Below are 19397 nucleotides of genomic sequence, written 5' to 3'. Positions count from 1 at the left end.
TGCAGCAAGCAAAGGATAACTCCTTAATGAGATTTGATCATCCGGAACCCGACAGGTAGCCCCACCTGAGTCAGCAGCTCAAACATCCCGAATATCCTTTATTGTGTTTATTATGGAATAGCAGCTAGCAACCCTTATTAACACTGGCTAACCGTGCGGTCAAGAAATTGACACGGTGCAGCTCCTGACTGATATTCAGTATGCCAAGCGGCGGGATCACTACTGATTCAGCGCTGTTATCAACCGCTCCGGTATTGACTCCAGCTGACGGCTCGGCATCAGATGATGCCACCAGGGCGGCATGCGATCAGTCAGCACTACAACTGCTGCAGAAATCCCCGGCGACCATGCCACCGTACAATGCTGGCCAAAAGTTCCACCATTGTGCCATGCAACCAGACCCTGAGATTTTATCGAACTTAACATCCAGCCCAGACCAACTTGGGTATCTCGGTTCATTTTTGCCTGTGGCTGAGTGGTCAGTCCGGCCAGCACATCCCAAGGATCACCACAAAACCCCATTTGGGCGCGAAGAAACCGCATCATGTCATCACCGGTTGATCGCCAGACACCCGCTGCTTCCATGCCTTTCCAGGCAAAAGGTGGTACAGGCCGACCCGCCGAATTATGCCCCTGCATCAACCGAGCAGGGGAATAATGTGAAGGTTCCAGGTGGGTATCCTGCATGCCTAGGGGCTGCAGGATCAGCTGCTGCACGGCGTCAGCGTAAGAACCACCCCACACATCACCCAGAATTCGACCCAGCAGCGCCATCCCAACATTGGAATAATGTGCCGTGCCGCCAGGTTTCAGTCGTGACGGCAGTTGGTGCAAAAAAGCCATCAGATCATCGGCTTCAAAGGCTTCAGCGAGTTGACACCCACGCAGCATCATCTGCCAGCGGCTGAATGGATTAGCCGGAAGCCCGGACGTATGACTGGCAAGCTGCTGTAAGGTCACCTGACTCGCCCACGGCAAATCTGGATAAAAACGCTCCACCGGATCAGCGAGACTAACCTGCCCACGCTGAACCAAAAGCGCCAGCAGCGTGGTGGTCAGGGTTTTACCCACCGAACCGATTTCGAACACAGGTGACTCTACCTGCTCAGCCTCACCGTATCGCCAGAGCCAGTGCTGATCTTTAATCATCACCTGCACCTCAACCGCAGAACGCGGCGAACGCGCAAGAAAACCCTGCATCAAAGAAACAGCGGCATCAGTGTTCATGTGTTAACCCACTTGTACTGTGATGACCGAGGCGAAAGGTTGGGGTTATTTGATACCCCATATTTTGGTAACTGCAGCATTTGAACCGAGTGTACCCAACACAAGCGCAACCAGACCTACACAAAAGAAAACCACCACAGGGATAAGAGCACCTACCGCGCCACTGGTATAACCAGCCCAAGCTGAAACCATCGACAGGAACAAGAACAAGGTGCCCACTATATTCAGGACAAACCTGTGAGATTCTTTGTAGTTCGCTGACTGTTCGCCTGTTTCGAAAAAACTCAGAATCGGCCAGAAAATCTTGATCAACATCTGCTTCATTATCAGAAACCCTTGCAAATAACCGCCATTAAAGACACCAGAATTGAACACAGGCAAGCCGCTACTGCAAGTTTTTCAGCCAGTTTTCACGCAAGCCAGCAGGGTATATTCATCTTGATCCAGTCGGGAACTTACTGAGCGCTGAGTATACTGATGAATCAATACCGTGACCTGCTCACAATAATCCGCATACTCGGTGGAAGCATCACCCCACAGTGGCCATAACCACCAGGCAAGATCAGAATAAAGACGGGATGTGTTTTTCATAGCGAATCACTCCCTGCAAGCACTTCCATCTTTCTCGCCAGCTCTACATCTAACCGGGTGATACCACCTGTGGTGTGGGTGATCAGATCCACTTTCACTCGGTTATAGCTGTTGCTCCAGTCCGGGTGGTGGTTCATGGCCTCGGCCAGCTGTGCTACTTGGGTCATAAAACCGAAGGCCTGTACAAAACTGGCAAACTGGTACTCCCTGTGTAGTTTGCCATCTTGTACAAGCCATTGGGGATTTTGGTGCAGAAACTCCTGCAATTCATGCTGGTTTACCAACGAAGTATGAGTCATGGCAACCTGCTCAGGCCATTACTTCACGCAAAACCTCCGGATGTTTTGCAACAATTTTCAGCAGTGTTTCTGCTGCACCTGATGGATGACGACGCCCTTGTTCCCATTGCTGCAGAGTTCGCGGAGATATATGCAGGGCTTTTGCAAACTGTATCTGGGATAACCCACACTTAATGCGAGTTGCTACAATTTCATTAGGCTCAATAGAATAACTGCTACCATATTCGCCCGCCTTTACATCACGTATTGCATTTAACAGCTCTTCACCAATATTACGCTGTGCGTCACGTTCCATCAGTTCAGTTTCATTCATTGGCATATCCCATCTCCTCCGCAATTTGTTTCAGCAGATGCGCCGGGATATTTTCCTTTGCACTCTTCGCATAAATCACCAGCAGAACCAAAACATCACTTTCAAGTCGAGCTGTGTAGATCACTCTGACGCCACCTCGCTTTCCAGCACCTAGACGTGACCATCGAATCTTTCTACAACCACCCGATCCAGAAATAACGTCCCCAGCATCAGGGCTGGCTGCAAGAAAAGCAGCAAACTCTGCCCGCTCCTCTTCAGTCCAGTAATCTGGCCACATTCTGGAAAATATGGGTGATTCGATTATGGTTAACATAGCTGAATAGTACGCCAAAGGCGCACTGCGAGCAAACGACCTCTGCCAGTTTCAGCCTACTACCTCACCAGCAAGTTCTTCCATCCTCCCCGTCAGCTCTACATCTAACCGGGTGATACCACCTGTGGTGTGGGTGATCAGATCCACTTTCACTCGGTTATTGATTCAGACTTCTTCTGTTTTATACGCTTGCCCTCTTTAACCATTTTTGCGAATTCTCGGTCTTGAGAGCGTTTTTCAGCCAAAGTCACTGTTGCCAGTGCATTTTCGCGCATCAACTTTTTATAATTAGCCAATCTACGAGCATCAATCTCATTTTCTTGTATCGCCCGAAGCACGGCGCATCCGGGTTCAGCCTCGTGTCGACAATCAGCAAACCGGCATTGCTTTGCCAATAATTGAATGTCCTCAAAAACAGCACCAATTGACTGATTTAGCTCGGCAATCCTCAGCTCCCGCATTCCCGGAACATCAATCAGTAGTCCGCCGGAGGGTAGAAGGTGTAATTCGCGGTGTGTTGTTGTGTGGCGCCCCTTCTTATCCTGTTCACGAATCTCACTGGTAGCAGCTAAGGTGTGACCCGCCAGCGTATTGAGGAGTGTGGACTTGCCAACGCCAGAGGAACCCACCAGAGCAACTGTAGACGTCCTGTCAATCCAGGCGCGAACCCCATCAACAGTCTCTGGATCAAGAGCATTCGCTGTTTCAATCGGAACCCCAGCCTGAACACTGCGGGCACGATGGATAAAAACTCCAGGATCGGCAACCCTGTCGGCTTTTGTAAGAATGATCACTGGCGTTGCTCCGGCTTCGGCGCACAATGCAAGATAACGTTCCAGGCGCGACTCTTTGAACTCTTCATTACAGGATGTGACTATAAAAAGGATATCTATATTTGCGGCTATTGGCTGTATTTCATTGTTACTGCCTGCACCCAATCGCTTAAAAAAACTTTTCCGTTCCAAGACTCGTTCAATCCTGGAAAGTGACTCATCCAGTACAATCCAATCCCCCACAACGGGTCGATCAATTGCAGCTGATTGTCGCAAGGTAGATGACAGCTCTACAACTCGCTCACCCGATTCACAGACAACTGTGCTTCTGGAGCGCTGAACCGACATAACACGTCCAAGACGCTCCTCAAGTACACAAGTGTCCGTCAGTTGCTGGATAAAAAACCGAACGAGACCCAAGTTTAATAATCTTTCACTCATCACTATCACTGACCTTCTGCATCAACAGGCAAGCATAACCAAACTGGTGTCCAAAACGGCGATAGATGTCGATTTCCTGTCTCAGGGAGATCAGTGCCGGATGGTCTTTGCCGACTTCCGGTTCCAGTCGTTTGATCTGTTGTTCCATGTCGGTATAAAACTCCAACCAGTCCTGCTGTGGCAGAGCAAAACTATCCAGCACCTGGTAACCCGATGCTTTGGCTTGCTGAATGCGGTCATCCATGTGTTCAAATTTCACTCCTTGCTGCTCAAGGTAGGCGCGGGCTTCTGGTGCCAGTTCATCTCCAAGCTGTACCAGATCACTGACAAATAGATACCCCGTCTTAGTTAATAGTGGCCGCCAGAGCTTTAATGCCCGTTCATAGCCGATGATGTAGGCACTACCTTCTGACCAGATCAGGTCAAAGGTTCCGGGTATTTTGTCCGGCTCATCCATACTGCCGATAATAGCCAAGATTTGATCCAGACCTTCTGCTGCTGCGGCCTGTTGCAGGGCATCAACAAAGGGTTGATGGTTATCCAGTGCCACCACTTGAGCCTGACTTTCACGAGCGAGCACCAAAGCTGATGCTCCCTTGCCACAGCCCATATCAAGAATGCGCTGCGTTGAATGAAGACTCATAACCTTTTGTACAAGGCTACGGGTGATTGCATCATTGCCCGGTCCCTGACGTTTCATTCCTTCAAATACCTTAAAAAAAACCTGCATGTATTCCTGGTGTTCGTTCATATCTCTGGTGACCCATTGCAAATGAAAAGACTCTTTTTTGCTGTAACCCAGACTTTGCAAAAACTGCCGGTAGGCCTCTGGTGATCGACTTGCAAAAGAGGCGTGCCAGTCACGCTGACCCACTTGTGACAGATCAACAGCAGCAGGCATAACACCACCCAGACGCTGCTGCATGGTCATCAGTACTGAACGTGCCGCCAGCAAGGATTGCAACTGCGTATCCACACCTGCCAGGCGTTTTGCCAGCAGTGCTGCATCCATCTGACCATCCAGGCATTGACGGCACTCCGCCAGACTCAGGCCAGCTTGTTGCAGTTGTTTCAGCAAGATCAGGCGCTCCAGATCCCGATCCGAGTAACGGCGGTAACCATTACCGGGATCACGAACAGGGCGGATCAGTCCGATACGCTCGTAATACAGCAGGGTGGAACGCGCCACCCCGACACAACGTACAGCTGCGGCGATTGTATGCATAAGGCCCACATAACGGTCTGAACAAACACAAGGCTAAAGGGTGAACCTTTAGACAGGTCAAGAGAAATTATAAGCGCTGTTTTCATTCGCTTCCGCTCTTCATCCAGCATAAAATGCCGCTTCTATCCTGTTTGACTTCTGAGTCTTTTTTCCATGCCTACCGAGCAACCTTCCGACCGGCAAGCCTGGCTTGCGGTGGTCAGCCTTGCCTTTTCTGCTTTTGTGTTCAACACCTCGGAGTTTGCACCCATCGGGCTGTTGTCCGGTATTGCAGATTCCTTTGATATGCACATCGCCGAAACCGGGCTGATGATGACCTATTACGCTTGGGTGGTGGCGCTGGCGTCTTTACCGGCCATTATTCTGCTGAGTGATGTTGAGCGGCGGCGCTTGCTGATTGTGGTGTTTGCTTTGTTTATTGTCAGTCATCTGTTGTCGGCTGTGGCCTGGAGTTTTGCCGTGTTGATGGTGTCCCGTATTGGCATTGCACTGGCTCATGCAGTGTTCTGGGCGATTACAGCGGCAATTGCTATGCGGATTGCGCCGGAGGGCAAAAAGACTCAGGCCGTAAGTCTGTTGATTACCGGTGCCACACTGGCGAGTATTCTGGGTTTACCGGTGGGTCGACTGGTGAGTGAATGGTTTAACTGGCGCATCACGTTTTTGCTGATTGGTGGTTGTGCAGCTTTGGTATTGCTGGTGATTTTGCGGGTGATGCCCACCCTGCCGAGCCGTAATGCCGGTTCCATCCGCAGTTTGCCGCTGTTGTTAAGACGACCGGCTTTAATCGGATTGTATGGGCTGGTACTGTTGATTGTTACTGCTCATTTTACGGTTTATTCCTACATCGAACCTCTGGTGCAGCAGGTACTGGGGTTCAGTGGCAGCCTGACCACGCTGGTGTTGCTGGTGTATGGGCTGGCCGGTTTTACGGCGGCGCTGTTGTTCAGTCGTCTTTACCGGCATCTAAAGGCAGGAGTGCTGTTGCTGGCTGTCGGCCTGATTGTATTGTCGATGCTGGTACTGGTGCCATTAACCACCACCAGCACTCATCTGATGCTGATCGCCGCCTGCTGGGGTATGGGCATTACATTAATGACACTGGCCGCACAGGTGTTGGTACTGGAGCTAGCCGCCGATGCTACCGATGTGGCAACAGCCATTTTTTCGGGTATTTATAACGTTGGTATTGGCGGCGGTGCACTGGTGGGCAGCCAAATTATTCTCAGCCGTGGGCTGGATCAAACTGGGTATATTGGTGGCTTAATCGGACTGGCAGCGCTGGCTTGGCTGGTGTTTTTCTGCTTTGGTCACCTGCATAGGCATACACAAACCTGATCGACTCCTACACCGAGTAGCTAGAAGAGGACTTCCTTACCAGTCGCTGACCTCCAGTGTTCTGCACAAGCTGGTCTGCTTCTGTTAAAGTAAATGAGTGTTCGATTCTGTCTGCTTGAGGTCAACCGTGTCTGGTCAATACGTTAATTTATTTACCGATTTTGGCTTTAAAAAAATCTTTGGTGAAGACAGCAGCAAAGCGCATCTGATCAGCTTTCTCAATACCCTGCTGCCGCAAAAACACCAGATTCAGGATCTCACCTTCATCCAGAATGAGTATCAGGGTGCTACCCTGCTGGATCGTAAAGCAATTTTTGACCTCAACTGTGTCAGCAACAGCGGTGAACACTTCATTGTTGAACTGCAAAAAGCCAAGCAGAACTTCTTTAAAGACCGCAGTCTGTTTTATGCCACCTTCCCCATTCAACAGCAGGCCAAAAAAGGTGACGACTGGAACTTCAAACTGGCGGCGGTTTACACCATCGGTATTCTTGATTTTCTGTTTGATGAAGACAAAAATGATCCGCAAGCCTGCCAGCAGGTCATCCATCAAGTGCAGCTGAAAAACCAGCAGAATCAGGTGTTTTACGACAAACTCACCTTTATCTACCTGACGCTGCCCAACTTCACTAAAACAGAAGACCAACTGGAAACCTTGCAAGACAAATGGTTCTTTCTGTTCCGTCATTTGCACCGTTTACAGGAACAACCCAAAAAACTGCAAGAACGCATTTTTAACAGCCTGTTCAAACAAGCCAACATTGCCCGCTTTAAACCGGAAGAACGCCTTGCCTACGAATCCAGCCTCAAATACTACCGTGACCTCACCAATGTTGTGGACACAGCACGCGATGAAGGCAGAGAAGAAGGCTGGGAAGAAGGTAAAAAGGAAGGCAAAAAAGAAATGGTACTCAACATGCTGCAAGCTGGCCTGCCGGATAACCAGGTAATGAACATTGCCCAAATCACTGCGGATGAACTGGCAAGTATTAAAAAACAGCAGCCCAGTTACTGATTTTATAGAAACAGTGGCATTGTTCCGTGGCTGAGCTGATGGGTTTGATGCACTGATCGAAACTTAACTGCAAGGGAAGACTGATGGCAAAATGTCAGTACAAAGGGTGTAGTAACGAAGCTTATGACTCTGAAAGTAGTTTATGCATACTGCATTGTAAAAAAACACTTGAGTTTAAAGATAAAGATGAATTTGAGTCTGCTTTAAACCAATATGTTGAGAGTGATGAGAGAATCGTAAGAACAAAAGCTAGCCCTGGAAATATTTCAGGCTACAAGAAGTTTACGATTACTGGTGTGGATTTTCCTTGGGATGGAAATGTTAGGACTCTGGTTAATATCCAGAAAGATATTAGCTATGATTATGTGAACTTTGTAGACTGCACTATAAGAGTTGGTCGGATAACTAATGTAATCGCAAAGGGTGCAGGAATTCCTGAACCATATATTTATTTTGAGAAGTGCTCTTTCTCTTATGATGCTATAGATGATGAGAAATTTTTAGAGCTAAGGCTTTTTAATTATCAAGCAGATAAGAGGGAAGAGAAATATCGCTACCATATGTCTTTTTTTGATTCGACTTTTTGCTCTGATTTAAATTTGATTGTTTATGATAATTCCCCTAAAAGCAGACGTGATACTGGATACACACAAGACTTTCTTTTTAAGAAGTGCCATTTTCTTGGTTCCTTAAAAGTTGATACTAAAGGGAATAGTGTAGAGTCTCATGTGGATTTTTTTAAGTCATGCAGATTTGGAGGTTCCGGTAAGGCTAAACTGACAGTAAGGAATCTACATTTCTTAGGTGAATCTCTCCATGACTGCAGTTTTGAAAAAATTGATCTAGACATTAAAGATTCTTACTTTAAAGAAAGAGTTAGCCTTAATGGAGGTCGGTTCTCATCAATTTTTTTCAAAGGTTTGAAGTTTGCTGGTAAGTTTGAGATTAAGTATGGTAGCGATAAATATAATTTGCCACCACCTTTTTGTATTAAGATTAGCAATGTGGATTTTTTGGGTGTTTCCGACTTTAATGGCGCACCTATAAATGAATTAGAGTTTAGGCGTGTTGATTTTAGAGGCTTTTTTGCATTTGAAGATGTTGGTGTTATAGATAAAGGTTGCCAAGGATTATTTGAGTATGTGACTTTCCACAACCATGCCACTTTTCGCGGTGCGAAATTCCTAGGCGGTCTCAATCTCGACCGCGCCAACTTCTCTGGCGAAGCCAACTTCCTTGGTGTTGATGCCGATGGCGGTAATATTGCCAACACAACCCGCGAGACTTACCGCCTGATTAAGCATTCCTTTGATAAAATCGGCAACCATCTGGAAGCCAATAAATTTTTTGCCAAGGAGATGGATAAATACCGTGAAGAGGTGTCTGGTAATAAGTCTCTACCTCTATGGGATCGCGCTGTATTCCACATCAACAAAAATGTGTCGGACTTTGGGCAGAACTACCTTTTAAGCATTGGCTGGCTTCTTCTGTCCATGGTATTTTACTTCTATACCTTTGTTCTTCATCGTCACTTTGGACTGATCCATCCTAAGCCATCATGTGATGTTTTTGGTAACTGGTATGATAAGGTAAACTGTTTAGCCTCTGGCATGATTCCATTTAATAGCTTCCTAACCAGCGGTATGGAGTTGTTGAGCCTTTTATTTTACATGATATTTGCGGTGTTGGTGTGGCAAACCGTTGTCGCACTGAAACGACACATAAGGAGATAATGAATGAGTAAGGTTTCATGGTCAGCGATTTACATTCATGCGGCAATGTTTATTGTTTTGATAGCCGTGCTTTCATTTCGCCCTGAATCACCAGATGTAGAAGAGCTCCAGGGAAAGATTGAATGCCTGGAGAAGGCGTTGAATGATGCCAATATCAAGGTTTGTTATTTGTGCGACCCGGATAGTTAATCCTCTTTCACTGAGACGAAGTACTTCCCTGAAGACTGATCTTTCACAACTATAATATATTCATGCTGTTTTTCTTTGCTTTTACTTCTCTTTTTTAGTAGTGGTGCGAAAGCAATAACCAACACAGCAAAAAATGCTACAACAGGGACTGCTGTTGCATCTTTGATATCTAGATTATTTCCGAAAAAGAATCCAATCAGCATCAGAGTGAATGCAATAACAGCAGCAAATAAACCAACGAACAAACTGGTGTTGAAAAATATTTCGTACTTTTTGAAGTGTTCTTCTGGGTTGTCTTTTGTCTTGTAAATCCAACCAGTGATAATTAATGACATAGCAATGACTAAGCTTGCCGCCAAGAAAAGCAGGGCAATGGTCTTTGTCATTGTGTTGGCGTTCAGGCTGTAGAAAAACCTAAGAGGTTCAGGTTTTGAGAATTTTCCGCGCTCCTACGTAAATTCTGGAGTATCTGATGATGAAAAGTGCTCCAGAATTCACGTAGAGTCGCCATTTTTAGTATAAAAAATGATCAATTTTTTAGGTTGAGGTTTTTCTACAGCCTCGTTATGATTCGGCGAGAAGACTCCTGCATTTGATGCTATAGTGTTAAAAAGAATAAAGCATGCGCCAGCAATGGCACCAGCAATCCACTCTATTAGACGATAGTTTTCTTTTTTCATGGTTAGTCCTTTAAATTCCTTTTGGAAAAGTTACTTGTTGTCTTTCGCTGTTATTGATCAGAAGCCCATCTATCAATGCGGCCACTTCATCAAGTGGCAGCGCAAGCTCTTTGGCTATTTTGTCTTTCGTTATTCCCTCGCTCCATAGTGCTTCCAGCAATTTTTTCCATAATACCGACTGTTCACGTTCCATCGGCTCTGGCTCTTGTTTGCGGAAGCCTCGCATACTGATTTGTTTGCAAAGATCACGATAATGCCAGTCTGATGTGACTCCGGAGTCATAAGCAGTTCTGGCCATGGCCGCTGCCGATACTCCCCAGCGCTTTTTGGCGGTAATCAAGCGTTGCAATGAGGGCATGGGTGGTATGTGTGCCTTGAAGTCTTCCCTGGGCACAAGGAAAGCCGATGCAAACTGATCTGCTTCACGCTCTGCTTCACGGCCAGTAACCTCGCCATGCTGGTGCAGAACCAAGTGCCCTAGCTCATGAGCTGCATCAAAACGGCTGCGTTCCGCTGATTTGTAAATGTTTAGAAAGATATAGGGTACACCGTTCCTCCAATGAGAAAAGGCATCAACGTTGAGGTTGTTTTCATCCAGTGAAAAAATGCGAACCCCTTTGGCCTCCAGTAGCTTTAGCATGTGAGCTATGGGTTTGTTACCTAAGCCCCAGTGGCGGCGTAGAGCCGCAGCAGCTTCCACTGGCTGCTCATCTCGCAAATCCAGCAGATCGGCTTCCGGCAAGTTGAAGCGGGCACTGATCCATTCATCCAGTAGCTGGGCAATTTCGCTGGCTGAAATGGCTGCATCTTTTTGCCGTGCTGTCAGTTTTGTTAGGCTTCTGAAGCTGATTGTGGACTCTTGGGCGGCCTCAAGATCATCTTGATAGAAGAACTCAACAGGGTAGTTCAGTGCTTTTGCAAGGGAATCTACGGTTTCTTCTTTGGGTTCATTTTCACCTTTTGTTTCAAGCCGAGTTAAGGTGATTTGGGTAATGCCGGCTTTCTCCGCTAAAGCTTTTTTTGTCAGCTGCCGCCTTTTTCTTGCGGTGGATAACCGGCTGGGGTTAAACATGCTCACTCCTGCTTTCTGGTGATGTTGACCTCGATGTTGTCGATGTCGTGTTCGTTAGTGATGGCTTCAGGTTCAAAACGCTTATCCAGAACAAAGATACGTTGGTCAAAGTCGTCGTATTGTTTACCAGAGAAGCTTACAGGGCGCGATACTTCAACTTGCAAGGACTCTTCATCTGACGAAACGCAGACAACCCACACGGTAGGCGTGCTACCAAGTTTCTGTGGCCGCTTTTTGTTGTCCTCGTTAAAGAGGTCGAGCTGGCCAGATTCAATCAGGTGACGTGCACCTGGTCCTTTGTCTGATATTGCGCGGGGTATTCTACTGGTCTGGCAGGCCTTGTCTACGTTTTGAAACCAGAGCTGAATGCCATGTTCGTGATGAACTGTTGCCTCAATATTACCTTGTCGACTTTTTTCCCACCCTCGTGAGAGCAGTTTGTTGCGTATTGCTCTTACACCAAAGATGTATGCGAGTGTGCCTCCTGCATTGATTGGGTCGATAGGTAGAGTTTCATTTCTTGCTGCTCTGGCTGACTCACCAATGAATTTAATGATTTCTGCATCGAGTCCCAAGCTTTCCAGCGCGCTTGGTACTTCTTCTGCCGAGTGAATGATTCTTGGTTTTGGAGATTGCATTCATTACCCTCATGTTTAATTTTTCATCCTACAGTGTAGGTGATATAAATCAACATAGCAAGATAGAACCTATCATATAGAGGCTGCATAAATTAGACGGAAACGAATGTGTTGGAACTTTTCTGGTCTGATGTGTGGATCAGAACCCCTCATCAGCATGTCACTACTACTTATTTTTGAGTTGTAGCCGCTCTACGTTGGACCAAGCTACAGATCACCTGCGGCTAAGGTGGGTGATCTGATCCAGCTGTTCACCCTGGAGTTCAAAAGCCTTGCCGAAACCGGTGACAAAGGTGGCTTTGCGAGGTTTGAGCTGCAACAGGTGGAAGTCTTTTAATCCCCGAATCACGCTTACTGTATTGCCCAGCCGGCTTTCCATTGCGGCCATGATGTTCAACCACTGCTCACTGTCCCGCTCTACCGGGTAAGCGGTGATCTCCAGCGTGGCACGCTTGCGGGCAAAGAGGTTGCGTGCTTCTGCTTCCGATTCAATGAACAGCAAACTGGCATGCTGGCGATCCAGCAGGTTACGGGTGTGGCTGGCCAGTTCCGAAACATAAATGTAAAAACAATCATCCTGCTGAATGCAGGGCGCATAACTGGCTTCTGGTAACCCGTCTGCATTCACGGTGGACAGGATCACACTGTTAAAACCTGCCACAAAGCCCTGAAAATCAGCAGCCACTGCGGCCAGATCCACAACGGGTTCATCCCTCATGACGGCTGCTCCTGGCTTGCATCACGGATATCCCGGAATGCCTGAACCAGGGTTTCGGGTTCCTGAGCGCCGGAGATCAGGTAACGGTCATTGATGATAAAAGCCGGTACCGAGCTGATGCCTGCCCGTTGCCAGTGGGCTTCATCCTCACGTACCCGCTGCACATACTGGTCTGATGCCAGTAACTGGCGTGCGGCTTCACCATCCAGCCCGATGCGCTCGACCAGGCTCACCAGTACATCGGGATCGGTGATGACGGCATCTTCACCAAAGTAGGCTTCAAATAGGGCTTTTTTCATGGCGGTTTGCTGACCCTGCTCTGCCGCCCACTTCACCAGCCTGTGCCCGTCAAAGGTGTTACGGGTATGGCGCTGCTGCAAAGCAGAGAAGTTCAGCCCCAGGCCTTGAGCGATACCCTGCATCTGGCTCTGGATCTGCTCCATCTCCTCGGCACTGCGACCGTACTTGCGGCTTAATGCCTGCAAAATGGGTTCACCGTCGCCGTCCGGATCAGGATTCAGCTCAAAGGCGTGCCATTGCACATCAAAACTCATTTCATCCTGCAACTGCACCATAGCCAGCTCCAGTCGTGCATAACCGATGGCACACCAAGGGCAGGCAATGTCAGAAACGATGTCGATTTTTACAGGGGGCATAAGTGCTCCAGGCGCATTAATTACTCAGGATAACAAAGCCAACTCGATCGCTTTTCTAGCATGAATGGCAGTCGTATCAAACAAGGGAACATCAGTATCCTTCTGATCAACCAACATGGCAATTTCTGTACACCCCAGAATCACCGCCTCCGCACCCTGCTGTGCCAATTGACTGATGATGCGTAGATACTCTTTGCAGGATGCCTCATGAATTTGTCCCAGACACAGCTCCTGATAAATCACCTGATGCACCAGCGCTCGGTCATCAGCATCAGGAACCAGTACATCCAGGCCAAACTTCTGCTGCAGGCGGCCTTTGTAAAAATCCTGTTCCATGGTGAATGCTGTACCCAGTAAACCAACTTTTTTGATACCGGATGCCAGCAGGCTTTCAGCAGTGGCGTCAGCCAGATGCACCAATGGGATTTGAATCGCCGCCTCTATTTCCGGTGCAACCTTGTGCATGGTGTTGGTACAAATCAACAGAAAATCAGCACCTGCCGCTTCAATATTACGCGCTGCCTGGCAAAGAATCGCCGCAGTGCCCGGCCAGTCACCCTGATGCTGCAGCTTTTCAATGGGATCAAAATCAACACTGTAGAGCACCAACTGGGCCGAATGCAGGCCTCCAAGGCGTTCTTTGACACCTTGGTTGATGGCAGTGTAATAATCCCGAGTGCTTTCCCAGCTCATACCACCCAATAACCCGATTGTTTTCATCCTGAAACTCCTTTTGATCAAAAATCACTTTTCAGTTGTTGGTAGCAGTTCAATTTCAAAAATTTTCGGCCAGAGTTTTCCTGTTACAAACAACCGTTGCCCTTCATTATCCCAAGCAATGCCATTCAACACCCCTTCACGGTCTTTCGGCTTGAGGTATTCCGGCAGCAGGCCGGTGAGGTCAATCCAGCCCAGCACCTGACCGGACTGGGGATCAATTCGGGCGATGTGATCGGTATGCCAGACATTGGCAAGGATTTCACCATTCACGTATTCCAGTTCATTCAACTGAGTGACTGGAACACCGGCATCCAGCACTTGCACACGGCGGATTTCCTCAAAGGTTTCCGGATTCAGAAAACGCAGGGTTGCTGTGCCATCGCTGAGAATCAGCCATTGGTCATCATGTGTTAACCCCCAGCCCTGCCCAGGATAAGTGAAGGTGTGCAACAGATTCAGGCTATGCAAGTCATAAACCAGTGCCACACCGGCCCACCAGGTGAGCTGAATCAGACGATCCTGCCACAGCGCCAGCCCTTCACCAAACAGCGTGGCATCCAGAGATACCGACTGCTTCACCTCACCCGTTTTCAGCTTCACCCGGCGCAGCGTGGACTGACCATACAAGCCGGTGCTTTCATAAAGGTAACCCTGATGAAACAACAAACCCTGGGTGAAGGCTTCAACATCATGAGGATAGTGTTGTATGACCCGGTAGCTGGCAACAGGCGTGGTATCAGGGGCTTGATAAGTATCAGCATCAGGCTGGCGGCAAACCAGCAGAGACAGCGTGAGTAGCAGTAGAGGGAAAAGACGTAAAGTCCGGCCAGTTTTATTTGCTTTCACAGCTGAGTAATTCTCGTGCAGTCGCCAGACTCAACCATTGAGCCTTGCCACTACGAATCAGCTCGGTGCGCTCGTCAAGCACCTGTTGATGCCACTCAGGGCTCTCTACTGAATACTCAAGCTTCGTCACAGCCCTGACACAAGACTGTTTTTTTTCATCATCAGACATGGAGCACACCGTCTGTATAGCAGCGTTGGATGTTCATTAGGGTGTCACCAGTATTCGGCTTTTGCTATAAACAAACTCAGGATCAAGATCAACACCCGAATCCCATTCAACAGTATCAAAGGAGACCTTGACTCGTTGGAATGCAGCTGGATCGTTCAGACGTTGGAACACGCCAAAATCAAGGAAAGGCTTCATATCCAGTAAACCTTTTTCACCATTATCAAAGTCGATTGCCAGACAAAAATCTTTTTCAGCAACAACCCGCACAACAGATGGATACATATCATTCACCACTTACTGAAGGGGCTGGATTTTAAATGGCTCTTCACCGTTCATGACCAACTGCCAGTCGGCCATCAGCTCATCCTGATGCAGCTCAGCCCAAGCAAGCACAAGCCGTAGCTGTTTTGTTGGCAAATTGCCTTGTATCACTTCACAAGTTCGAATATCAATGGTTGCTTTATATTCACTATAGTACACATGGAAATGTGGTGGCGGATGCTCTTTCGGTGCAAAGTACATCCGAATGATGATTCCATAAAACATTGAGATCGTTGGCATCGCTCCTCCTCAAGCTCTTCTATCCGTATGCTGCCTTGCGAGTCTTTGTTGTATTCGATTACCGGCCAGGTTGCAACCACTCAGCTCAAAAGCCAGCCCTTGCAGGCTGGCCTGGTTACAGTGAGATATGCTCTACCTCAAGTCCACCAGCATTTTACCGGGGTGTTCGAGGTAACTTTTCCAGAGGTTGCAGAAGCGTGCCATGGTGGCGCCATCAATCACCCGGTGGTCACCGGACCAGCTGACGTTCAGGATCTGGCGGGCTTCCACCTCTCCCTTGCTGTTGAAGCGTGGTAGCTGTTGGATACGCCCCAGAGCCACAATCGCCACTTCCGGTTTGTTGATGATGGGGGTCGCCACGGTGCCACCAATCACACCAATGTTGGAAATGCTGATACTGCCGCCTTTCATGCTGTCCGGTGGCAGTTTGCTCAGACGGGCGGCATCGGTGAGGCGGTTAATTTCAGTCGCCAGCTCTTTCAGCGATTGATGTTGTACCTGTTTGACATTGGGCACCAGCAAACCCATCGGGGTATCCGCAGCCATGCCAATATTTACATCCGACAGGTAGGTGATTTCGCTGCAATCAGCATTCACACGACTGTTCAGCACTGGGTATTGCTGCACAGCTAGCGCAATGGCTTTCATCATAAAAGGCATCAGGCTCAGGCGCAGTCCGTCCTTCTCGAATTCCGGTTTAAGCTGTTGGCGCAGGGCTTCCAGTTCGGTGATGTCCAGCTCTTCAGCGTAGGTAAAATGCGGAATACTGGAATAAGCATCCTGCATCTGCCGAGCCATGGCTACTTTTACACCACGCAACGGCTCGGTTCGATCCACTGCCACCGAAGTTGCTGCAGGACTGCTTGCAGCTGATTGAGGTGCATCACCCTGCTGCCAAGCCAGCAGGTCTTCTTTGAGTACTCGCCCTTCTTTACCACTGCCAGGCACCTGTGACAAATCCAGCTCCAGTTCACGCGCCATACGCCGCACGGCCGGGCTAGCCAGGGCTTTACCGGGGCGTGTTTCATTACTGACAGATGCTTCAGGCGTCGGTGGTGAATCAAGCGGTTTTGTCGGTTCAGCATCAACAGGTGTCTGAGTCACTTCCGGGTGTTTTGCTGCTTCTTCCGCACTGACTTCGATCTGGAACAGGGGTTTGCCGACCTTTGCCACATCGCCCTTATTCCAGTAGTGCCGGGTGATGGTGCCGGTGTGCATGGCGGTGATTTCCACCAGTGCTTTGTCGGTCATCACATCAGCCACCGGCTGGTCTTCTGCGACCGCTTCGCCTTCCTGAATGTGCCATTCGACCAGCTCACATTCCACGATGCCTTCCCCGATATCAGGCAGGATAAAATCAATTTTCATGGCAATCTCCTCAGTAACCAACACTGGCCTTGATGGCATCCAGGGTTCGCAGTTCATTGGGGAAGTATTCCTTCTCCAGTGCCAGCGGGAAGGGTGTATCCCAGCCAGTGACCCGCAAGATGGGAGATTCCAGATACAGGAAACAGCTTTCCTGCAAACTGGCCGCCAGTTCGGCACCAAAACCACTGGTGCGCGGGGCTTCATGGTTAATCACCAGCCGCCCGGTTTTTTTCAGTGAAGCCGCCAGGGTGTCATGATCCCAGGGCAGCAGGGTTCGCAGATCGATGACTTCACAGGAGATACCCGCTTCCGCCGCCATATCAGCCGCTTTTTCTATCGCCTGTACCTGAGCACCCCAAGCGACCAGGGTCACATCAGTGCCTTCACGCAGCACCTCGGCCTGCCCTAGCGGCAGGGTGTAGTCTTCATCAGATACTTCCCCCACAGCGGCGCGATAGAGCTTTTTTGGCTCAAAAAACAATACTGGGTTGTCATCACGGATGGATGCCAGCAGCAGTCCCTTGGCCTGCTGTGGATTACGCGGCACCACCACTTTCAGGCCGGGTGTATGGGTAAAGTAGGCTTCCGGTGACTGGGAGTGATACAGGCCACCATGAATACCACCACCGTAGGGTGTACGGATGGTGAGGCTGCCAACATCAAATTCATTGCCGGAGCGATAACGGTATTTGGCCGTTTCGTTCACGATCTGATCAAAAGCCGGGAAGATGTAGTCAGCAAACTGGATCTCGGCCACGGGCACCCGACCCTGCACCGCCAGTCCGTTGGCAAAACCGATGATGCCCTGTTCCGTCAGCGGGGTGTTAAAACAACGGTTTTTGCCGTATTTTTCCTGCAAATGGCTGGTGGCGCGAAACACACCGCCAAAAGCACCCACATCCTCACCAAAACACAGCACTCGATCATCCTGCTTCATGGCAGTATCCAGCGCCGAGTTGATGGCTTGCAGCAGATTCATCTGGCTCATGCTTTATCCTCCCCTGCTGCTTTCAGGCGTGCTGCAGTAGCTGGATAAGCCTGCGGGTGCCGCAGAATGTGTTCCTTGGCCTGTTGTTGCTGCTGCTGCAGGTGCCATGGCAGCTTGTCATACACATCACTGAACAGGTCTGCCAGTGGCGGACTGTCGATTTTTTCGGCACGTTTCATGGCTACTGCCACGGCCTTGCGGTGTTCAGCCTGACGTTCCTGATCCTGAGCCTCAGTCCACCAGCCCTGCTCAATCAACCAGTTACGGAATCGAGCCACCGGGTCTTTATCACGCCACTGGTCTTCTTCTTTGCGGCTGCGGTAACCACTGGGATCATCCGAGCTGGAGTGGGCACCCAACCGGTAGGTCATGGATTCAATCAACACCGGCTGCTGGTGTTCCACTGCCATCTGGCGAGCCAGTCGGGTGGCTTCATACACCGCCAGTGCATCATTACCATCCACCCGCAGGGTTTTCATGCCATAACCGGGGCCACGTCCAGCAATACCATCCCCGGCCAGTTGTTCATGCACCGGGGTAGAAATGGCATAACCATTGTTACGGCAGAAAAAGATCACCGGCACTTTCAGCACACCGGCCATGTTCAGGCCGGCATGAAAATCCCCTTCCGAGGCAGCACCTTCGCCAAAATAACAGATCACACACTGATCTTGACCAGCTTGTTTAAACCCAAAGGCATAACCCGTGGCTTGTGGAATCTGGGTTCCCAGCGGGGAAGAAATGGTGATGTAGTTCAGCTCGCGGGAACCATAATGAATTGGCATCTGGCGGCCTTTGCCCAGATCTTTTTCGTTGGAAAAAATCTGATTCATAAACTGATCCAGACTAAAACCACGAAAGGCCAGTGCGCCCTGCTCACGGTACTGGGCAAAAATCACATCTCCGGCATCCAGTGCAGCAGCACTGCACGTATCCGAGGCTTCTTCACCCGTCTGGGTCATGTAAAAACTGATGCGCCCCTGCCGCTGGGAAGCCAGCATGCGTTCGTCCAGCGCACGGATAAACAGGAAGGTATCGTGGATTTTGAGTGCCAGTTCCTGACTCATGTCAGGTGCTTTGGCACCGGGGTAAAGCTTGCCGTCCTGTTGCAGCAGACGGAAGGTGGGAATCACCGTAGTTACGGGATCCAGGAACACAGGCTGATGAATCAGCTCCACGTTCAGATTACGCAGGTCAGTCATGGCTAGTACCTTCTGAGTTACTTATTGTTGTTATTGCCACTTTTATATCCCTAGCCAATTGTGTCAGCCGGGATGTTTACGGGCGGGCAGAAAGATCATTTCTGCCACGCACCTGTAACCTTTTGCTGTATCTCAGATTAGCAGCAGGTTTTATGGCAAGGCAAGGCTGATATGAAGCAACACCCTTGAGCAGATGCACTGCAGCCTGAAAATCGCTAAGATAGCGGGATTAATTTTTTTACATTCATTGATTGCAAGACTCAGGAACTCCATGCCCACTCAACGCAAAATTCTGGTCACCAGCGCCCTGCCCTATGCCAAC

Annotated in this window: 26 protein-coding genes; 4 read left to right on the top strand and 22 right to left on the bottom strand. The window is 49.1% G+C overall.

Translation table 11 applies throughout. From position 1 onward, the window contains the following. Nucleotides 1-219: 219 nt before the first annotated feature. The 8 genes from IBX50_RS09380 to IBX50_RS09345 form a co-directional block, all read right to left on the bottom strand. Nucleotides 220-1227, bottom strand: a complete 1008-nt coding sequence (locus IBX50_RS09380; protein ID WP_292255305.1) for a serine hydrolase — start codon at nt 1225-1227, stop codon at nt 220-222. A 45-nt stretch (nt 1228-1272) separates the two neighbouring features. Next, on the bottom strand, nt 1273-1551 hold the full coding sequence (locus IBX50_RS09375) for a hypothetical protein (protein WP_292255303.1): 279 nt from the start codon (nt 1549-1551) through the stop codon (nt 1273-1275). A 75-nt stretch (nt 1552-1626) separates the two neighbouring features. After that, nucleotides 1627-1818 (bottom strand): hypothetical protein, encoded by a 192-nt coding sequence (locus tag IBX50_RS09370; RefSeq protein ID WP_292255301.1) that lies wholly within the window; start codon nt 1816-1818, stop codon nt 1627-1629. Continuing rightward, nucleotides 1815-2117, bottom strand: coding sequence for a 4a-hydroxytetrahydrobiopterin dehydratase (locus IBX50_RS09365; protein WP_292255295.1), 303 nt, complete (start codon nt 2115-2117; stop codon nt 1815-1817). The genes IBX50_RS09370 and IBX50_RS09365 overlap by 4 nt, the downstream gene beginning before the upstream one ends. A 10-nt stretch (nt 2118-2127) precedes the next feature. Next, nucleotides 2128-2436, bottom strand: a complete 309-nt coding sequence (locus IBX50_RS09360) for a helix-turn-helix domain-containing protein (RefSeq protein ID WP_292255293.1) — start codon at nt 2434-2436, stop codon at nt 2128-2130. Next, nucleotides 2423-2743, bottom strand: coding sequence for a transcriptional regulator (locus IBX50_RS09355; protein WP_292255291.1), 321 nt, complete (start codon nt 2741-2743; stop codon nt 2423-2425). Before IBX50_RS09355 ends, IBX50_RS09360 begins: the two co-directional genes overlap by 14 nt. Before the next feature lie 149 nt (nt 2744-2892). Beyond that, nucleotides 2893-3957 carry a ribosome small subunit-dependent GTPase A gene (rsgA, locus tag IBX50_RS09350; protein ID WP_292255288.1) on the bottom strand — a complete coding sequence of 355 codons (1065 nt, stop codon included), beginning with the start codon at nt 3955-3957 and terminating at the stop codon, nt 2893-2895. Beyond that, entirely contained in the window at nt 3950-5182 is a 1233-nt protein-coding gene (locus IBX50_RS09345) for a MerR family transcriptional regulator (RefSeq protein WP_292255285.1), read from the bottom strand. The genes rsgA and IBX50_RS09345 overlap by 8 nt, the downstream gene beginning before the upstream one ends. A 153-nt stretch (nt 5183-5335) precedes the next feature. Here IBX50_RS09345 and IBX50_RS09340 point away from each other — a divergent pair, with 153 nt between their 5' ends. From IBX50_RS09340 to IBX50_RS09325, 4 genes are all read left to right on the top strand, one after another. Then, nucleotides 5336-6520 (top strand): sugar transporter, encoded by a 1185-nt coding sequence (locus IBX50_RS09340; protein WP_292255283.1) that lies wholly within the window; start codon nt 5336-5338, stop codon nt 6518-6520. 127 nt (nt 6521-6647) lie between these two features. Continuing rightward, complete coding sequence (locus IBX50_RS09335) at nt 6648-7535, top strand: Rpn family recombination-promoting nuclease/putative transposase (RefSeq protein ID WP_292255280.1); 888 nt, start codon at nt 6648-6650, stop codon at nt 7533-7535. 83 nt (nt 7536-7618) lie between these two features. Further along, nucleotides 7619-9268, top strand: a complete 1650-nt coding sequence (locus tag IBX50_RS09330; protein ID WP_292255278.1) for a hypothetical protein — start codon at nt 7619-7621, stop codon at nt 9266-9268. Nucleotides 9269-9271: 3 nt separating this feature from the next. Further along, on the top strand, nt 9272-9457 hold the full coding sequence (locus IBX50_RS09325; protein ID WP_292255276.1) for a hypothetical protein: 186 nt from the start codon (nt 9272-9274) through the stop codon (nt 9455-9457). Here IBX50_RS09325 and IBX50_RS09320 read toward each other — a convergent pair. The 14 genes from IBX50_RS09320 to IBX50_RS09255 all read right to left on the bottom strand — a co-directional run bounded on the left by IBX50_RS09320 (nt 9454) and on the right by IBX50_RS09255 (nt 19075). Next, entirely contained in the window at nt 9454-9843 is a 390-nt protein-coding gene (locus tag IBX50_RS09320) for a hypothetical protein (protein ID WP_292255272.1), read from the bottom strand. The two genes, IBX50_RS09325 and IBX50_RS09320, sit on opposite strands and share 4 nt — an antisense overlap. 108 nt (nt 9844-9951) lie before the next feature. Then, on the bottom strand, nt 9952-10137 hold the full coding sequence (locus tag IBX50_RS09315; protein ID WP_292255269.1) for a hypothetical protein: 186 nt from the start codon (nt 10135-10137) through the stop codon (nt 9952-9954). A 10-nt stretch (nt 10138-10147) separates the two neighbouring features. Beyond that, nucleotides 10148-11209 carry an XRE family transcriptional regulator gene (locus tag IBX50_RS09310; RefSeq protein ID WP_292255267.1) on the bottom strand — a complete coding sequence of 354 codons (1062 nt, stop codon included), beginning with the start codon at nt 11207-11209 and terminating at the stop codon, nt 10148-10150. A 2-nt stretch (nt 11210-11211) separates the two neighbouring features. Next, the gene (locus IBX50_RS09305; RefSeq protein ID WP_292255265.1) at nt 11212-11847 is read right to left on the bottom strand and encodes a hypothetical protein; all 636 of its coding nucleotides are present in this window, start codon (nt 11845-11847) and stop codon (nt 11212-11214) included. 214 nt (nt 11848-12061) lie between these two features. After that, complete coding sequence (locus IBX50_RS09300; protein WP_292255262.1) at nt 12062-12565, bottom strand: HugZ family protein; 504 nt, start codon at nt 12563-12565, stop codon at nt 12062-12064. Then, nucleotides 12562-13221, bottom strand: coding sequence for a DsbA family oxidoreductase (locus IBX50_RS09295; RefSeq protein ID WP_292255260.1), 660 nt, complete (start codon nt 13219-13221; stop codon nt 12562-12564). The genes IBX50_RS09300 and IBX50_RS09295 overlap by 4 nt, the downstream gene beginning before the upstream one ends. Before the next feature lie 24 nt (nt 13222-13245). Further along, the gene (locus tag IBX50_RS09290) at nt 13246-13941 is read right to left on the bottom strand and encodes an aspartate/glutamate racemase family protein (protein ID WP_292255258.1); all 696 of its coding nucleotides are present in this window, start codon (nt 13939-13941) and stop codon (nt 13246-13248) included. Between the two features lie 24 nt (nt 13942-13965). Then, nucleotides 13966-14787 carry a glutaminyl-peptide cyclotransferase gene (locus tag IBX50_RS09285; RefSeq protein ID WP_292255256.1) on the bottom strand — a complete coding sequence of 274 codons (822 nt, stop codon included), beginning with the start codon at nt 14785-14787 and terminating at the stop codon, nt 13966-13968. After that, the gene (locus tag IBX50_RS09280) at nt 14774-14956 is read right to left on the bottom strand and encodes an addiction module protein (RefSeq protein ID WP_292255254.1); all 183 of its coding nucleotides are present in this window, start codon (nt 14954-14956) and stop codon (nt 14774-14776) included. Before IBX50_RS09280 ends, IBX50_RS09285 begins: the two co-directional genes overlap by 14 nt. A 36-nt stretch (nt 14957-14992) precedes the next feature. After that, a complete protein-coding gene (locus IBX50_RS09275) occupies nt 14993-15238 on the bottom strand; it encodes a DUF2442 domain-containing protein (RefSeq protein ID WP_292255252.1) in 246 nt (81 codons plus the stop codon). 12 nt (nt 15239-15250) lie between these two features. Continuing rightward, nucleotides 15251-15517 carry a DUF4160 domain-containing protein gene (locus IBX50_RS09270; protein WP_292255251.1) on the bottom strand — a complete coding sequence of 89 codons (267 nt, stop codon included), beginning with the start codon at nt 15515-15517 and terminating at the stop codon, nt 15251-15253. Nucleotides 15518-15649: 132 nt separating this feature from the next. After that, nucleotides 15650-16885: a 2-oxo acid dehydrogenase subunit E2 gene (locus IBX50_RS09265; RefSeq protein WP_292255250.1), complete on the bottom strand. Its 1236-nt coding sequence runs from the start codon at nt 16883-16885 to the stop codon at nt 15650-15652. Between the two features lie 10 nt (nt 16886-16895). Further along, entirely contained in the window at nt 16896-17873 is a 978-nt protein-coding gene (locus IBX50_RS09260; protein ID WP_292255249.1) for a transketolase C-terminal domain-containing protein, read from the bottom strand. Then, complete coding sequence (locus IBX50_RS09255; RefSeq protein WP_292255248.1) at nt 17870-19075, bottom strand: thiamine pyrophosphate-dependent dehydrogenase E1 component subunit alpha; 1206 nt, start codon at nt 19073-19075, stop codon at nt 17870-17872. Before IBX50_RS09255 ends, IBX50_RS09260 begins: the two co-directional genes overlap by 4 nt. Nucleotides 19076-19397 lie beyond the last annotated feature (322 nt).

The sequence above is a fragment of the Marinospirillum sp. genome, assembly GCF_014859565.1.
The sequence above is the reverse complement of the archived record's forward strand: the minus strand, read 5'-3'. Positions and strand labels throughout refer to the sequence as shown.

Coding starts and splice junctions, on each gene's coding strand:
- IBX50_RS09360 (WP_292255293.1), bottom strand. CDS start 2,436: ATGCCAATGAATGAAACTGAACTGATGGAACGTGACGCACAGCGTAAT.
- IBX50_RS09365 (WP_292255295.1), bottom strand. CDS start 2,117: ATGACTCATACTTCGTTGGTAAACCAGCATGAATTGCAGGAGTTTCTG.
- IBX50_RS09280 (WP_292255254.1), bottom strand. CDS start 14,956: ATGTCTGATGATGAAAAAAAACAGTCTTGTGTCAGGGCTGTGACGAAG.
- IBX50_RS09320 (WP_292255272.1), bottom strand. CDS start 9,843: ATGACAAAGACCATTGCCCTGCTTTTCTTGGCGGCAAGCTTAGTCATT.
- rsgA (WP_292255288.1), bottom strand. CDS start 3,957: ATGAGTGAAAGATTATTAAACTTGGGTCTCGTTCGGTTTTTTATCCAG.
- IBX50_RS09310 (WP_292255267.1), bottom strand. CDS start 11,209: ATGTTTAACCCCAGCCGGTTATCCACCGCAAGAAAAAGGCGGCAGCTG.
- IBX50_RS09270 (WP_292255251.1), bottom strand. CDS start 15,517: ATGCCAACGATCTCAATGTTTTATGGAATCATCATTCGGATGTACTTT.
- IBX50_RS09325 (WP_292255276.1), top strand. CDS start 9,272: ATGAGTAAGGTTTCATGGTCAGCGATTTACATTCATGCGGCAATGTTT.
- IBX50_RS09375 (WP_292255303.1), bottom strand. CDS start 1,551: ATGAAGCAGATGTTGATCAAGATTTTCTGGCCGATTCTGAGTTTTTTC.
- IBX50_RS09305 (WP_292255265.1), bottom strand. CDS start 11,847: ATGCAATCTCCAAAACCAAGAATCATTCACTCGGCAGAAGAAGTACCA.
- IBX50_RS09295 (WP_292255260.1), bottom strand. CDS start 13,221: ATGCCCCCTGTAAAAATCGACATCGTTTCTGACATTGCCTGCCCTTGG.
- IBX50_RS09300 (WP_292255262.1), bottom strand. CDS start 12,565: ATGAGGGATGAACCCGTTGTGGATCTGGCCGCAGTGGCTGCTGATTTT.
- IBX50_RS09340 (WP_292255283.1), top strand. CDS start 5,336: ATGCCTACCGAGCAACCTTCCGACCGGCAAGCCTGGCTTGCGGTGGTC.
- IBX50_RS09260 (WP_292255249.1), bottom strand. CDS start 17,873: ATGAGCCAGATGAATCTGCTGCAAGCCATCAACTCGGCGCTGGATACT.
- IBX50_RS09355 (WP_292255291.1), bottom strand. CDS start 2,743: ATGTTAACCATAATCGAATCACCCATATTTTCCAGAATGTGGCCAGAT.
- IBX50_RS09345 (WP_292255285.1), bottom strand. CDS start 5,182: ATGCATACAATCGCCGCAGCTGTACGTTGTGTCGGGGTGGCGCGTTCC.
- IBX50_RS09255 (WP_292255248.1), bottom strand. CDS start 19,075: ATGACTGACCTGCGTAATCTGAACGTGGAGCTGATTCATCAGCCTGTG.
- IBX50_RS09275 (WP_292255252.1), bottom strand. CDS start 15,238: ATGTATCCATCTGTTGTGCGGGTTGTTGCTGAAAAAGATTTTTGTCTG.
- IBX50_RS09380 (WP_292255305.1), bottom strand. CDS start 1,227: ATGAACACTGATGCCGCTGTTTCTTTGATGCAGGGTTTTCTTGCGCGT.
- IBX50_RS09315 (WP_292255269.1), bottom strand. CDS start 10,137: ATGAAAAAAGAAAACTATCGTCTAATAGAGTGGATTGCTGGTGCCATT.
- IBX50_RS09330 (WP_292255278.1), top strand. CDS start 7,619: ATGGCAAAATGTCAGTACAAAGGGTGTAGTAACGAAGCTTATGACTCT.
- IBX50_RS09265 (WP_292255250.1), bottom strand. CDS start 16,885: ATGAAAATTGATTTTATCCTGCCTGATATCGGGGAAGGCATCGTGGAA.
- IBX50_RS09370 (WP_292255301.1), bottom strand. CDS start 1,818: ATGAAAAACACATCCCGTCTTTATTCTGATCTTGCCTGGTGGTTATGG.
- IBX50_RS09290 (WP_292255258.1), bottom strand. CDS start 13,941: ATGAAAACAATCGGGTTATTGGGTGGTATGAGCTGGGAAAGCACTCGG.